Below are 15,653 nucleotides of genomic sequence, written 5' to 3' on the forward strand. Positions count from 1 at the left end.
GAAGGAATGAGGAGGTGTCGAGTGTGCACAACGAAACCTCCTCATCACGGATTATGCGTCGGCTCACTACACTGTTTCCCTCCGAATTCCTCGAAGAGCACGCCGAGGAACTCGGCGTGGTCGAACGCGACCGCAAGCTCCAGATTCCCGTCTTCGTCTGGGCATTCGTGTTCGGCTTCGCCGCAGGCGAACGCCGAACACTCGCAGGGTTTCGACGCAGCTACAACTCCACAGCTGACGAGCCGATCTCACCGGGTGGGTTCTATCAGCGGTTGACGCCGACGCTCGCGGAGTACTTCCGCGACCTCGTCGAGCACGGTCTCGACGAGGTCGCTGTTCCCGACACTGTTGACGTTGACATCGACCGATTCAGTGATGTAATGATCGCTGATGGAACGGTGTTGCGGTTACACGAGTTTCTCGCTGATCAGTTCGAAGCCCGCCACGAGGAGCAGGCTGGAGCGAAGCTCCACCTGCTCCACAATGCCACTGAACAGACGATTGAACGGATCGACGTTACCGACGAGAAAGCACACGACAGCACGCTGTTCAAGACAGGGTCGTGGCTTGAGAACCGCCTCGTATTGTTCGACCTCGCGTACTTCAAGTACCGACGGTTTGCGCGGATCGACGAGAACGGCGGCTCCTTCGTGAGCCGGCTGAAACAGAACGCGAATCCGGTGATTACGGATGAATTACGGGAATGGCGCGGCCGCGCCATTCCCTTGGAGGGCAAGCAACTCCGTGATGTGCTCGACGATCTCGACCGGACGTACATCGATGTGGAAGTCGAAGTCGAGTTCAAGCGCGGGCCGTACAACGGGACGCGGTCGCTGGATACGAAGCGGTTCCGCGTCGTCGGCGTCCGCGACGAGGACGCCGACGACTACCATCTATACGTGACAAATCTGTCGCGAGAGGAGTTCTTTCCGGCGGATTTAGCGCAGATCTACCGGTGTCGGTGGGAAGTGGAGTTGCTGTTCCGTGAGTTGAAGACGCAGTACGACCTGGACGAGTTCGACACGAGCAACGAGCACGTGGTGAAGATCTTGCTGTACGCAGCGTTGCTGTCACTGCTTGTGAGCCGTGATCTGTTGGATCTGGTCACCGAGCAGGCGGATGATGAGCTCGTGTTTCCACCGGAACGCTGGGCGGCGACCTTCCGGTCGCACGCCCAGCTCATCCTCCACGAACTCGGTGAGCACCTCGGTTATTCGCCACCGCCGCTGTTGGAGCGGCTGATCGAGGACGCACAGAAGATCCACAAGCAACGACCGATCTTACAAGAGACGCTCGCTACCGCTACACAACCGAGGTGTGAGTCTTAACTAAAGACGAATGCCTGCGCGTGTTATCTGCCGACGCAAACTACTCATGGAGCGATCTCCGTGAGGAGTGTCGCTCCAACTCAACGCGACCACTGATCAAGCACAGAGAGCAAACACCGCTACAGAAGGCTCACAACGCCCGGATGAATGAGGATTACAACCAGCGCTGGATGAGTGAAACGGGCTTCTCGCAGTTGAAGGAAGACGACGGCGAGAAGCTACGCTCCCGGAGCTGGCACGGCCAGTTCCGGGAGCTCACGCGGAAGTGCATCATCCATAACCTAACGCAGGCGGCGAGTTAGGGCTCGCCGCCTGCTCCCCCTTCTCCGGACATATTTGGGAGAGGCATCGCCATCGTCATCTGATCAAGGGAGTAAGATGGCATAGTTTTGACTCTTCGAGCAACACCGTCAGCGGCAGCTACTACATCTTCTGAGTGTAAGAACCGTGCTTTAACGCCGTGAAACCGTGAGTTACCGACCCTACCCCGACGCTGTCTTGCGTTCAACAAGGCATGATGAAGACAACGACTTAGCGAGTTTTGACTTCAATAACGTCCGCACAGACGGAATCTCGATTACGGACAACGATTTCTTGAATCCGGATTCCGATCTGGCCAAGGGTAATAACGCATATCACGCAATCAACAACGGGAACGAAGTAGGAGAAGAGACCGAAGGACCGATTCCGTCGACGTTTATCGAAGATAACGGTGAATTCGACGGCGCTGTCCGTTATGAGGACGATGTCGTTGGACCAGATATTCAACCAATTCTTGATGGGTTTGTAGAGGAAAGCGCAGACGAAGAACAAACTGTTGAGCTTGGGGGAGGAAATTATACTGGTGGTTTCGAGATCACTGCAGATAATCTAACGATTGATGGATCCGGTATGGAGAATACGGTGATCGGACCCGACGCGAATTATCCAGAAATTAATGCTACCAACGTCACAATTCGCGATTTACAGATTGATTCTGGTGGTGGTCTAGCACTTCGGGTTCCGAATTCCGGTGAGGGCGATGGACTCCGTATTGAAAACGTCATGACTAGAGGGTGCCTTGTTTTGCCGCCTAGTGACGACGTTCTCAGACGCTCTTACTGTAATATTCCGTTAGATTAACCCGGAAATGGACGCCGTCTGGCGATATGGCATCGCTCAGACGGCTTGCTTGGATGTGTCGAGATCTTGCCAAACAGCATGTTGATGATCCGGACGTACCCGCCGCGCCGGACGGCGCGGACGGGTACGCCGAGTGGGTGCAGATCGCGTTGATCCTGTACCGCGTCGAACTGGAGAAGAGTCTCCGTGAGACCGAAGACTACCTCAACGAAATGCCCGGCGTCCTCGCCGTGTTTGATCTTGACGACGCACCGCACTACAGCTCGTTTTGTCGGTGGGAAAAGGAGTACCGAATGCGTGAACTCCGCCGCCTGCTCCGCGCTTCGGCGGAGCAGGCGGGCTGGAGTGGTGAAGCCGCAATTGACGCAAGCGGCTTTCAACGCGATCAAACCAGCTACCACTACCGCGACCGCGCAGACTTCTCGTTTCAGTCGATGAAGACGACGATTTTGATCGACGTGAATTCGCTAGCGATCAAGGACGTTCATTTCACGACGCAGAAGGCATGGGACGGTCATATTGGGATGCAGGTCTTCCGCCGGAACGCGGAAGACCTGCGCGTGTTATCTGCCGACGCAAACTACTCATGGAGCGATCTCCGTGAGGAGTGTCGCTCCAACTCAACGCGACCACTGATCAAGCACAGAGAGCAAACACCGCTACAGAAGGCTCACAACGCCCGGATGAATGAGGATTACAACCAGCGCTGGATGAGTGAAACGGGCTTCTCGCAGTTGAAGGAAGACGACGGCGAGAAGCTACGCTCCCGGAGCTGGCACGGCCAGTTCCGGGAGCTCACGCGGAAGTGCATCATCCATAACCTAACGCAGGCGGCGAGTTAGGGCTCGCCGCCTGCTCCCCCTTCTCCGGACATATTTGGGAGAGGCATCGCCATCGTCATCTGATCAAGGGAGTAAGATGGCATAGTTTTGACTCTTCGAGCAACACCGTCAGCGGCAGCTACTACATCTTCTGAGTGTAAGAACCGTGCTTTAACGCCGTGAAACCGTGAGTTACCGACCCTACCCCGACGCTGTCTTGCGTTCAACAAGGCACTAGAGGGGCTACAATTGGTTTCTCAACTTCTGCATCTGAGAGTAGCCCCGATAAGGTGGACAATCTCCACATAGAGAACTTCCACGTGGTCAATAATACGTTTAAAGGAGTCTACCTAGAACGAGCCTCGAATGCGACACTCAAGAATATTCATGTCGATGGTATTCTCGACAGCGGCCCTACCAATAACGCAAACAATGGTATCGATATCAACCTGAAATACAACGATTACGAGAATGTTACGATTGAAGATACTGTTGTTAAACGTGTAGAGGAGGGGGTTGTGGGGTCAGCCAACCCGATTCCCTCCGGAGCTGGGGAATATTCTTCGATCCATTCTGCTATCGCAATCAAACAGCGTGATGATGGATCATACAGTGACACTCCAGCGACGCTCGATGGCGTCACGATCGACAACGTTACTGTCGAGGACTCCGCAAACGGACTTCGGTTCGGGGAACCCGGCGTCGATTATAGCGGTGAACCGGATGGACCAACGGACGTGACCATCACGGACTCGACGTTCGAGAACAACGACCGCTACCACATCGAAGACCTCCCGAACTCGACTACTCTCGAAGATGTCCGCAACCAAGGTCAGAATGACTTCGATCGAGTCGTCTTGACGGATGTCGGCATCTACAGTTCGATCGACGCGGCTACCAGTACTGTTGAGTCAAATGACACGATTGCGGTTGAATCTGGAGTTTATAACGAATCGGTGAGTGTCGACACATCCAACGTCACAATTCAGGGTGCAGGTGACGGCACGACGATCAACGGTTCCGTCGCACTAAGTGCATCAGAGACTACACTTTCTGATGTCCAAGTTAACACGTCGATCGGTGACGTGTTCCCCAATCCTGTCGACGAAAACAACGCTATCAACGTTGGTGGAAACAACGCTTCTGTCGAAGACGCAACTGTCAACGCTCAGGGTAATGCAGATAGCTACTTAGAGGCTGTGGGTATTGAGATTACTGCCGATGATGTCGTTGTTTCTGAAAGTAATGTCTCAGTGAATGTCATGGACGGGTCCGGTGACGGCGCTGTTGGTGTGAGTATCGGCACGGCGAGTGCAAATGGTTCTGCCGACATCATCGGAAACAACATCTCTGCCACTAGTTCCGGCTACAGCTTCGCAACTGTCACTCGTGGTGATGGTTCCTCTGCCAGCATCTATCTGAACGAACTCAAAGCGAGTGGTGAAGCGGACGATCTCGACGGTGTTGGATTCGGTATCGAAGACCAAGCGGCAGCTGCTGACCAAGATGTCAAATACAATAACTTCGCTAAAGTGGATACCATCGAACACAAGACGGACAGCGGTGCTCTCGACATGCGGCTCAACCGGTGGGAGAACATCGGTGGCGTAGAATTCATCGAGGGCAACGGCGATATCGTGTACGACCCGGTCTTGACAACCTCGATCGATAACGTCGATCCCGAGTCGCCGTCCAGCATCCGCGAGTACGGCTCTGTTCTCGAACTCGAAAGCGACGGCACGCGCGCGCTTGCGGTCGGCTTCTCCGCGCCGCCGGACGAGACTGCCGCCGAGGTGTTCGACGATCTTAACGTCACCGGTAACGCGTTCACGTACGAATCCGGCACAGGCTACCAGAGCGTCGACGGCGAGTTCACGCCCACCGCGGGCGAGGTGATCGTGATCACAACCGACGACGAAGGAATCGATGAGGATGTCGTCATCCCGGTCGACGCGGTCCCGGACGATGAGTCCGGCGTTCCGACCGAGGTGCAAGTCGAAAACGGTTGGAACCTCGTCGCGACCGGTGCGGCAGACGATCCGAACAACATCGACTACGCACTCGGTGGGACGGGAAGCATCAGTTCGACTCAGTGGCTCCAAGAGCGGCCGGATCAACCCGGTGTCGCAACCGAGAGCACGTACGGTGCCTTCGACGGCACCTGGGTCTACGTCGACGGTAGCGGTTCGATCTCGCCCGGCTATGGCTCGGGTCAGACGCCGTTCCAGTACGAAGGCGAAGTGCTGTACCCAGCGGGTCAGTACCCCGATGAGCTAGCCGATCAGGTCGACGAGGACGAGTAGGACGATGCACGGACAACGCATCGCAGCGGTGCTGGTCGCGGTCCTCATGGTCACCTCCATGGTGGCCGTTCCGGGGTCGGTAGCCGCGCAAGACGAACCGGATAGCCCGGACGCCGCCGAGCCAGCGTCCTATTACGGGGCTGTCGAGGTCGACGGTGAACCCGCGCCGAACGGGACGAACGTCTCGGCCGTCGTCAATGGCGAGATCGTCGACACCCTGACGATCAACGAGACGGGGCAGTACGGCGGCCCCGAGATATTCGATCCGAAACTGGAAGTCGCCGCCGAGGATGTCCCCGAGAGCGGGGCACCAATCGAGTTCCGCGTAAACGGCGAGCCTGTCACGCGGACCGATCCGTCCAGCGTGGAGTATTCGCCCGGCGACGTGCAGCGCGTCGACCTCCGGGCCGGCGGTCTCGATCCGATCTACGAGTTTGATGTCGAGGACGCCGACGAGTCGGTCCCGAGAGGCGACGACGCTGAGATCACCGTCTCGATTGAGAACACCGGCACCGCGGGTGCGGACGAACTCACCGTCACCGCAGCGGATGAGGACGAACCGCGTGCGAGCCGGACGCTGAATCTCGACACCAACGAGACGACCACCGAGGTGCTCTCGGTCCCGACTCGCGAGAGCGACGGCGATCAGATCACGCTCACGCTCGCGACCGACGAGGAGTCCACCGAGCGAACTGTCGGTCTCCAAGATCCGTCGAACGTCACCGTCGCACTCGGCCTCGACGCGCCGGCGGACGGCGACGAATACGATCCGACCGAAGACGATCTCAACGTGCCTTGTTTTGCCGCCTAGTGACGACGTTCTCAGACGCTCTTACTGTAATATTCCGTTAGATTAACCCGGAAATGGACGCCGTCTGGCGATATGGCATCGCTCAGACGGCTTGCTTGGATGTGTCGAGATCTTGCCAAACAGCATGTTGATGATCCGGACGTACCCGCCGCGCCGGACGGCGCGGACGGGTACGCCGAGTGGGTGCAGATCGCGTTGATCCTGTACCGCGTCGAACTGGAGAAGAGTCTCCGTGAGACCGAAGACTACCTCAACGAAATGCCCGGCGTCCTCGCCGTGTTTGATCTTGACGACGCACCGCACTACAGCTCGTTTTGTCGGTGGGAAAAGGAGTACCGAATGCGTGAACTCCGCCGCCTGCTCCGCGCTTCGGCGGAGCAGGCGGGCTGGAGTGGTGAAGCCGCAATTGACGCAAGCGGCTTTCAACGCGATCAAACCAGCTACCACTACCGCGACCGCGCAGACTTCTCGTTTCAGTCGATGAAGACGACGATTTTGATCGACGTGAATTCGCTAGCGATCAAGGACGTTCATTTCACGACGCAGAAGGCATGGGACGGTCATATTGGGATGCAGGTCTTCCGCCGGAACGCGGAAGACCTGCGCGTGTTATCTGCCGACGCAAACTACTCATGGAGCGATCTCCGTGAGGAGTGTCGCTCCAACTCAACGCGACCACTGATCAAGCACAGAGAGCAAACACCGCTACAGAAGGCTCACAACGCCCGGATGAATGAGGATTACAACCAGCGCTGGATGAGTGAAACGGGCTTCTCGCAGTTGAAGGAAGACGACGGCGAGAAGCTACGCTCCCGGAGCTGGCACGGCCAGTTCCGGGAGCTCACGCGGAAGTGCATCATCCATAACCTAACGCAGGCGGCGAGTTAGGGCTCGCCGCCTGCTCCCCCTTCTCCGGACATATTTGGGAGAGGCATCGCCATCGTCATCTGATCAAGGGAGTAAGATGGCATAGTTTTGACTCTTCGAGCAACACCGTCAGCGGCAGCTACTACATCTTCTGAGTGTAAGAACCGTGCTTTAACGCCGTGAAACCGTGAGTTACCGACCCTACCCCGACGCTGTCTTGCGTTCAACAAGGCATCTCAACGGAAGCGTCACGGTCGAGAACGTCGGCGAAGTGACCGACGAGCAGAACGTCTCCGTCTCCTTCGGCGACGAGACGCTCGTCGACCGCGCGGTCGAACTCGACGGGGGTGCCAGTGAAGAAATCGAGTTCAACCGCACGCTCACTGCGGCCGACGCGGGCGACACGACGCTGACCGCGACGACCGACGACGATATCGCGACGCGGACAGTCTCGGTCCTGCGACCGGGCACTCTCGAGGTCGACGTGATCGACGACGAGTCGACGCTGTCGCCCGTCGCCAATCAGAACGTCTCGGTCGTCGCCGAGATCGAGAACGTCGGCGAGGCGGGCGTGGTGGATCGCAAGGTGAATCTCACGAACATCACCGGCGACGCGAACAATGAAGTTGCATCTCGGGAATTCTCTCTCGCACCCGGCGAAAGTGAGGACTTCGACCCGTCTGTGGAGACGACCGATGGTGATGCCGGCAGCGAACTCACTTACGAGATCGCCACCGGCGACGACACGGAGACCGTCACTGCCGACGTCGGCGAGAGAAGTCCGTTCCTCGACGTGACGATCGACGGGCTGAACGAGTCGTCCGTGACCGAACCCGAGGCCGGTGAAACCGAATCGGTGCGAGTCGACGCGACGGTCGAGAACCTCGGCGGAGATGTAAGTGGGAATGTGACGTTCACCGTGAACGGCGATGAGTTCGCCACTCGAGACTTCGACAGATCGGACGGCACGCAGACGTACAACGTCACTTACGATGTCGAACTCGGTGACGCGCCCGAGGTGACGGTCGGGGCCGAAGCCAAGCGCGGCGACGACGACGAACCGGACACGACAGACGAGACGCCGCTCGATGTCACGTCGCAGGCACAGTTCGCGGTGTCGATCGACGAACCGACCAACGTAACGGAGGATCTGAGCGAGGACGAGTTCGCCCCGACGATCGACGTCGAGAATGTCGGCGAACAGTCGGGATCCGGCAACGTCACGGTGTTCTTCAACGGCACCGAACAGGACACGATCGACTTCAGTTCGATCGGCTCAGGCGGATCCACGACTGTTATTGAGCCGGAAGGCGACAGCGGCTTCTCGATCAACGCCAGCGACTTCGAGGAGGGCGACTATCTCCTCGAAGCCGAGGTCGCGAACGACGCCACCGAGGAGATGAACGCGGACACCGATCGCGTCGCGATCGGTCAGCCCGCAAACTTCGCCGTGGAGGACGTGAGCGTTGCCTCGTCAGTCGATCAGGGAGAGACGATCGACATCGAGGCGACGATCAATAACACCGGCGGCGTCACCGCCGAGAAGCCCGTGACGTTTGAGTTTGGTGGCACGACGCTCGAAACGACCGACCTGAATCTCTCCGAAGACGACTCGCCGGTCACCGAATCAGTCACCTACACCCCGACGTCGGCCGACGCGGGATCGGTGAGCGACGTGACCGTCTCCACGCCCGACGACGAATCCACCCAGGAAGTCGACGTGCGCGAGAACGCCGAGTTCACGGCCGATCTCACGGTCGACGAGAGTGCGATCGCGGGCGACACGGTGACCGCGGGGGTCACGGTCACGAACGACGGCGGCGACGCGGGCAACGCCACCGACGTCCGTCTGCTGGCCGACGGGCAGGAGGTCGCCTCGACCGACGTCGAACTCGCTTCCGGCGAACAGACGACGGAACAGTTCGAACTCTCGCCCGAATCAGCGGGCGAACTCGCGGTCCAGGGTGTCACGGACGACGACGTGTCGGAGTCGACCGTCGACGTTGGCGAGCCGGGTGAACTCGACATCTCCGTTCGTTCGATCACCGATCCGGTGACGACCGATGAGAACGTCACCGTCTCCGTCGCGGCCGAGAACGTCGGCGACGGCGATCTCGAGGACCGTCGCGTCCGGCTCTCGATCGACGGGAGCCTCGCCGACACGACGACGGTCGACGTCGCGGGCGGCGCGACCGAGACGGTCGAACTGACGAGCGAACTCGATCGGACCGTCACAGAGGGAGAGACCGAGACCGCGGATGTCTCGGTCGTCACGCCCGAGGACCGCGTCGACCGCGGCGTGACCGTCCGACCCGAACCCGACGACGCGTACTTCCGCGTCGACGGTCTCGAGGCCAACGCCGACGAGGTGCTCAACACGGATGACGCGAACGTGACGGTGAACGCCACCGTGACGAACATCGGCGACCGCGACGGCACGCAGAACGTCACCTTCACCGCGGGCGACGCGGTATCAGCGACGAACGAGAGCCTCTCTATCGACGGTAACGGAACCGCCAGAGAGGTTTCCTTCGAGTTCGACGTTAGCGAACTCGATCTCACCCTCAACGATGAAGAATCGACGGACGTGACCTACGTGGTCGCGTCTGAGACAGACGACCAGACCGAGGAGGGGACGCTCACCGTCACCGGGCCGGACCCGCCGACGCCGGAACTGACCGAGGTCGCGATCGACGAGACGGCCACACAGGACGATCCGCTGACCGCGACCATCACCGTCCGGAATGCGGGCGACCAGCCTCTCGACGGCAACGAGACGGTCACGCTCGCGTACGAGGACGGCACGGTCGCAAACGACTCGGTCGGGCTCAACGCCTCCGAGTCGGTCGAGGAGGGCGAATCGCTCGACCCCGGCGCGGAAGCCGAAGTCGGTCTCGCGGTCACGCCGCCCGCCGAACCGCTGGCGGGGACGTTCGATCGCGAGGCAACGGTCGGCTTCGGCAGCGAAGAGTTCGCAGACGACACGGTCACTCGGACGGTGGCCATCGACTTCGAGGGCGTCGCGAGCGGTGTCGACGCCGCGGAGGCAGACGACACCGCAGACACCGTGACCGTTCGTCCGGGTGAGTATCAGGCTCGAAACGCGATCGAGATCCCGTCGGGAATCACCGTCGAGGCCGACAGTCCGGTCGACTCGCCGGTGATCCGCCAGCCGAGCCGAACCGACGAGACCGCGGTGCGGATCGTCGGCGAGGACGTCACCCTCGACGGGCTGACGTTCGAGGGCGACGGAAACGGCACGGCCGTCGAGATCGCAGCCGACGACGCGACGCTCACGTCTGTTCAGGCGGCGAACTGGACGACTGGCGTCGATGAGACCGCCGGCACGAACGCCCTGACAGGTGTCGAGGTCTCCGACACTGAAGTCGGAATCCGGCTCGCGGGCAACAACGAGACCGCCGTCGACTTCGCTCGCGTGACCGACGCGATCGACACCGGGATCCGCGTCGAGAGCGGTGACAACGAGATCGTCGGCGCGGAGGTTCTGAACTCGGCGACGGGGATCGAACTGCTCGCCGCGGGCACCGTGGTCGATGGTGCGACCGTTCGGAACAGCGCCGACTACGGGGTCCGCGTGACGGAGGTGCCCGGTGATGTTCCCGATGAGGCGAACGCGAGCGACATCGACGATAACCCGAGCGTGACGGTCACCAACAGTACGCTCGAATCCAACAGCGTGAGCCTCTTCTCCGACGACAGCTACGTTGACGCCACCGACAACTGGTGGGGCGGCGGAGATCCGGTCGAGGGGTCAGACTGGATCGCACGCAGCGTCGTTGACGACGGAGATCCGCTCGACAGCCGTAGGGCGTCGACGTTCACCGTCGACGAGAGCGACCTCCCGGGATCGGTCGTTCGCGGTGAGACGTTCACCGTCGAACCGACGATCGAGAACACCGGATCCGGGGCCGACCGGCAACGCGTCGCACTCCGGGATGGTGACGGGACCATCGTCGACAGCCAACCGCTCGGACTGAACGGGAGCGAGTCCGGAACTGTCACGCTCTCGGACAGTACGAGCGCGGCCGACGGCGAATCGGTCTCGCTCACCGTCGCGAGTCTAGACGAGGAGACTGAGAACACTGTCGACGTCGACGACCCGGCAGCGTTCGAACTCGGAACGCCGCAAGCGGCGCCGGAGACGGTTCCACTCGGCGACGTGCTGTCCGTCGAGGCGCCCGTCGAAAACACCGGTGACCGCGAGGACACCGTGACAACCGAACTGCGGGACTTCGACGGGACGACGGTCGATTCGACCGAAGTGACTGTGAGTGGATCCGACACGACGAACGGAACACTGACCTGGACGCCCAGCGAGACTGGCTCCGGTCAAGCGACCGTGGCGCTCGTCGACGGCGAGTCGACGCTCGCGCAGTCGTCTACTCCGGTCACTATCACCGACGCCGCGCTGTCCGATGTCTCCCTCTCGCTATCGGGAGCGACCGACGACACGATCGTCGTCGGTGAGACGGCGACCGTCACCGTGAGTTCGGCGTTCACCGACGGCTCTGGAAGCGAGGTGACCGAGAGCGCGACCGTCACGAGCAGCAACACGACGGTCGCGACGATCAGCGGGGACACAGTTACCGCGCAGGCGGCCGGGACGACTACCATCGAGGCGTCGTACGAGGCCGGCGGCGAAACGAGGACAGACACGGTCGAACTGTCCGTCGATCCGTCCGGTGACGACGACACTGACGAGACCGACGATTCCGTTTCCACCAGCGGTGGTGGCGGCGGAGGCGGTGGCGTCTTGGGTGCGGAACCTGCCGACTCGCTCGAACTCGACGCGGTCGAGACCGAGACGGTGACGCCCTCGGCCGACTTCGAGGCGAATCAGCGGATCGCGACGTTCGATTCGGTCTCGAACGTTGGGTCCATCGCCTTCGACGCGACGGATCGGGTCGGCGAGGTCGCAGTCGCTGACGTCGACCCCGACTCGGCGGACGTGAACCCGCCGGGCGCGGCGGTCACAGTCCAGGAAATATCGGTCCCCGACGACGCGACGGACCGGTCGGCGACGATCGAGTTCAGCGTCTCTGCGGGCCGCCTCGATGCGATCGGCGCCGAGTCGAGCGAACTCACCGCGGTCCGGCTGAACGAGGGGGAGTGGGAGACCCTCGACACCACGGTGAGCGAGGAGACGGATGACGGCGTCGTCCTCGAAGCCGAGACGCCCGGATTCTCCGTGTTCGCGGTGAACGCGGTGAGCGAGCCGGATGCGGCCGCAGCGGTCGACCCCGGCACGGTGGCCGCCGGTGAGGAAATCACGCTCGACGGGAGCGGCTCGACCGACGAGTACGGTGAGATCGTCGCGTACGATTGGTCTGTCGCCGGTGAATCGCTCTCCGGCGAAACCGCGACCGCGACGGTCGGAGAGGCCGGCGAGTACGCGGTCGAACTCACCGTCACCAACGACGCCGGCGAGACCGACACCGCCACCGCCGACCTCGTCGTCGAATCCGCCGCTGACGGCGGCGACGGCACGGACGGCGGTGACGGAACGGACGGTGGCGATGCGACCGACGAGCCCGCGGGGCTCGGAACCACGGCGATCGCGTTGCTCGTGGTTCTCGCGCTGCTCGCGGCCGCGGCGGTCGTCTGGGTCCGCCGGAACTGATACCGCGACGGACCGCCCGCGGCCCGCAGCACGCGGGTCGCGGCATCCGGTCGGCTGTCGGCGACGTCGCCCGAGGAATAGCCCGAACGAACGAACACACGAACTCCAACCGATGACAGATCCCACACCCTCGAACCGCACAACGCGATCGACAGACACCGAACGGCGCACGCTCCGACGCGCGTCAGCGACCGTCCGCGGACTCACAGCGCGAGCCATCGAGACCTCACCGGACCGACTGCTCACCGCCGGGGTGACCGTCCTCCTCGCCGTGCTCGTCGCGACCGCCGCGGTCCCCGGACTCGCCGCGGGACAGGAGGCCGTTCCGGCGTCCTACTACGGCGACGTGACGGTCAACGGCGACGACGCCGAACCCGGCACGGAGATTGAGGCGGTCGTCGACGGCTCCATCTACGACACGATCACCGTCGAGGAGGCGGGGTCGTTCGGCGGGTCCGGCCCGTTCGAAGAGAAACTCACCGTTGAGGAGCCCGACTCCGGCGACACCGTCGAGTTCCGTGTCGGTGACGTGACCGCCGATACGACCATCACGTGGGAGGAAGGCGACGTACGTGAGGTGAGTCTCTCCTTCGAGGGTGTCGCGACCGACGGGAGCGATGGCAGCGACGGAAGTGACGGCAGCGACGAAAGTGATGGCAGCGATGGAAGTGATGGTGCGAGCGGTGGCGGCGGTGGCGGCGGTGGTGGCGGTGGTGCGGCTCCAGTCAGCGAGAGCGACACGGAGACGACCGACGATTCGGTCGTTCAGAGCGCCGAGGCGTCGATCGAGGCCGCCGACGGCGGCGAGGGCGCGCAGGCGACGTTCGACACCGGTGCGCCGGTGGAGTCGATCGCCTTCGAGAACGCCGACGTGCAGGGGTCCGTCGACGTGACGACACAGACGTCTGAGCCGTCCGACGTCACACCGTCGCCGGGCACCGCGGTGCAGGTCTCGGAGATAACCGTCCCCGACGATGCGACCGACACATCCGCGACGATCCGCATGCAGGTCTCGGCCGCCCGGCTCGACGAGACGGACGCGTCAGCGGACGAACTGCGGGTCACCCGGCTGAACGAGGGAGAGTGGGAGTCGCTCGACACGACCGTCGCGGAGGAAACCGCGGACGGCGTGGTCCTCGAAGCCGAAACGCCCGGGTTCTCGTACTTCGCGGTGAACGCGGTGAGCGAACCGGAGGCGGCCGCAGCGGTCGACCCCGGTACGGTGGCCGCCGGTGAGGAAGTCACGCTCGACGGGAGCGGCTCGACAGCTGAACACGGCGAGATCGTCGCGTACGACTGGTCTGTCGCCGGTGAATCGATCTCCGGCGAAACCGCGACCGCAACGGTCGGAGAAGCCGGCGAGTACGCGGTCGAACTCACCGTCACCAACGACGCCGGCGAGACCGACACCGCCACCGCCGACCTCGTCGTCGAATCCGCCGGAGACGGCGATGACGGTTCGACGGACGGCGAAGCGGGCAGTGACGACCCGACCGAGGAGCCGGCCGGTCTCGGCCTCCCGGCCATCGGCGGACTGGTCGCCATAGTCGTCGTCGCCGCCGCCGCGGTCGTAATTCGTCGCCGACGGCAGTCCAAAGACAAAAACCCGTTCCGCTGAGGACATCGCTGTCCCCATTTTCTGTGTCGATATTTTCGGGTGTTATCCAGTTGTCGCCAAAAAGCCGATACGACGATAGATACCGTCTGAGTCCGTATCTGAGTGAACGGGCCCACAATAGACATCAGGTTCGATAATTTGCGACGAACAGCTAAACCGATCGCACCCGTCGGCTCTCCCGTGACAGCAACGGACGGCGGGAGATCGACACACGGACGGACCGAGACCGGCCGGTTCAGACCGCTGGTACCGGAGGCACCGGTCGCTCGGTCCGTCGCCGACGCGGTGGCGCTGCTCGTCGTACCTGCCGTGCTAATCGCCGTGTTCACGCTGCCCGAGCCGGTGAAGCGAGCGGCTGCGTTCTCGTACACCGAACCGACGCTTCGCACGGCATTCACCGCCCACTACGTCCACCTGACGGTGCCGCACCTCGTCGGGAACGTCGTCGGATTCGCGTTGCTGGCGGCGGTCGCGTACGGACTGAGCCTGCTGGCCGGACGGCGGCGGCTCTTTTTCGCGGCGGCGGCCACGTTCGTACTCGCGTTCCCGTTCGTCCTCTCCGGGCTGAACCTCGCGGTTCCGCGGAACGCGATCGGATACGGATTCTCCGGCGTCAACATGGCCTTCTTCGGCTACATCGCGGTCATCCTCCCGGTCGCGCTCGACGAGCAGTTCGACGTCGCGTGGCGCCGGTACGCGCCCGGGCATTTTTTCGTCTCGATCGCGTACATCGCGGTCATCGCGCTTCCCGTCTCGACCGTCTCGGCCGGTGTCGGCGTCGCAAGCGCCGTGTTCGCGCTTCCGTACGGACACGAGATGGTCCGCGGTCGAGGCGGGCTTCGCGGGCGAGACGCCGTTCTCGCCCGGAGCGGCGACGGGCGCGAACCGCTGCGAGGGACCGTTCGGCGGATCCTCGGATGTCCGGGATGCGGTGAACTGGTCGCCGTCGCGGTCGTCGTGCTCTTCGCGTACCCGTTCATCGGGTTTCCGACCGTTTCGGCCACCGGACCGCGGGTCAACGTGTACGTCCACTTCCTCGGGTACGCGCTGGCATTCCTGGTCGTTCACGTCTCGCTGTTGGCGGATCGCGACGGGACGACGTGGCGTGATCGCGCCGACGGGGCGTGACCGGACGACGGGCC

The 15,653-nt window shown here is 62.0% G+C and carries 9 protein-coding genes and 1 pseudogene; all 10 read left to right on the forward strand.

Features of this window, described 5'->3' with window-relative positions; translation table 11 throughout:
- Positions 1–53: 53 nt before the first annotated feature.
- The gene (locus tag ACZ45C_RS11790; protein ID WP_010890432.1) at positions 54–1,328 is read left to right on the forward strand and encodes an IS4-like element ISH8B family transposase; all 1,275 of its coding nucleotides are present in this window, start codon (positions 54–56) and stop codon (positions 1,326–1,328) included.
- 8 nt (positions 1,329–1,336) lie between these two features.
- Positions 1,337–1,630: pseudogene (locus tag ACZ45C_RS11795) on the forward strand (transposase); the annotation flags it as partial.
- A 166-nt stretch (positions 1,631–1,796) separates the two neighbouring features.
- Positions 1,797–2,450, forward strand: coding sequence for a hypothetical protein (locus tag ACZ45C_RS11800; protein ID WP_460561825.1), 654 nt, complete (start codon positions 1,797–1,799; stop codon positions 2,448–2,450).
- A 26-nt stretch (positions 2,451–2,476) separates the two neighbouring features.
- A complete protein-coding gene (locus ACZ45C_RS11805) occupies positions 2,477–3,292 on the forward strand; it encodes an IS5 family transposase (protein ID WP_464374304.1) in 816 nt (271 codons plus the stop codon).
- A gap of 269 nt (positions 3,293–3,561) precedes the next feature.
- Positions 3,562–5,574: a glycoside hydrolase family 28 protein gene (locus ACZ45C_RS11810; RefSeq protein ID WP_460561841.1), complete on the forward strand. Its 2,013-nt coding sequence runs from the start codon at positions 3,562–3,564 to the stop codon at positions 5,572–5,574.
- A gap of 4 nt (positions 5,575–5,578) precedes the next feature.
- A complete protein-coding gene (locus tag ACZ45C_RS11815) occupies positions 5,579–6,385 on the forward strand; it encodes a CARDB domain-containing protein (protein ID WP_460561839.1) in 807 nt (268 codons plus the stop codon).
- A 72-nt stretch (positions 6,386–6,457) separates the two neighbouring features.
- Positions 6,458–7,273: an IS5 family transposase gene (locus ACZ45C_RS11820; RefSeq protein WP_464374304.1), complete on the forward strand. Its 816-nt coding sequence runs from the start codon at positions 6,458–6,460 to the stop codon at positions 7,271–7,273.
- A gap of 166 nt (positions 7,274–7,439) precedes the next feature.
- The gene (locus ACZ45C_RS11825; RefSeq protein ID WP_460560826.1) at positions 7,440–12,893 is read left to right on the forward strand and encodes a CARDB domain-containing protein; all 5,454 of its coding nucleotides are present in this window, start codon (positions 7,440–7,442) and stop codon (positions 12,891–12,893) included.
- Positions 12,894–13,005: 112 nt separating this feature from the next.
- Complete coding sequence (locus ACZ45C_RS11830; RefSeq protein ID WP_460560828.1) at positions 13,006–14,511, forward strand: PGF-pre-PGF domain-containing protein; 1,506 nt, start codon at positions 13,006–13,008, stop codon at positions 14,509–14,511.
- Positions 14,512–14,691: 180 nt separating this feature from the next.
- Positions 14,692–15,639 carry a hypothetical protein gene (locus ACZ45C_RS11835; protein WP_460560830.1) on the forward strand — a complete coding sequence of 316 codons (948 nt, stop codon included), beginning with the start codon at positions 14,692–14,694 and terminating at the stop codon, positions 15,637–15,639.
- Positions 15,640–15,653 lie beyond the last annotated feature (14 nt).

Source organism: Halorubrum pallidum, assembly GCF_055380345.1.

Bases quoted from the DNA above. Each gene is read 5' to 3' on its own strand.
- ACZ45C_RS11790 (WP_010890432.1), top strand. From the start codon at position 54: ATGCGTCGGCTCACTACACTGTTTCCCTCCGAATTCCTCGAAGAGCAC.
- ACZ45C_RS11805 (WP_464374304.1), top strand. From the start codon at position 2,477: ATGGCATCGCTCAGACGGCTTGCTTGGATGTGTCGAGATCTTGCCAAA.
- ACZ45C_RS11815 (WP_460561839.1), top strand. From the start codon at position 5,579: ATGCACGGACAACGCATCGCAGCGGTGCTGGTCGCGGTCCTCATGGTC.
- ACZ45C_RS11820 (WP_464374304.1), top strand. From the start codon at position 6,458: ATGGCATCGCTCAGACGGCTTGCTTGGATGTGTCGAGATCTTGCCAAA.
- ACZ45C_RS11830 (WP_460560828.1), top strand. From the start codon at position 13,006: ATGACAGATCCCACACCCTCGAACCGCACAACGCGATCGACAGACACC.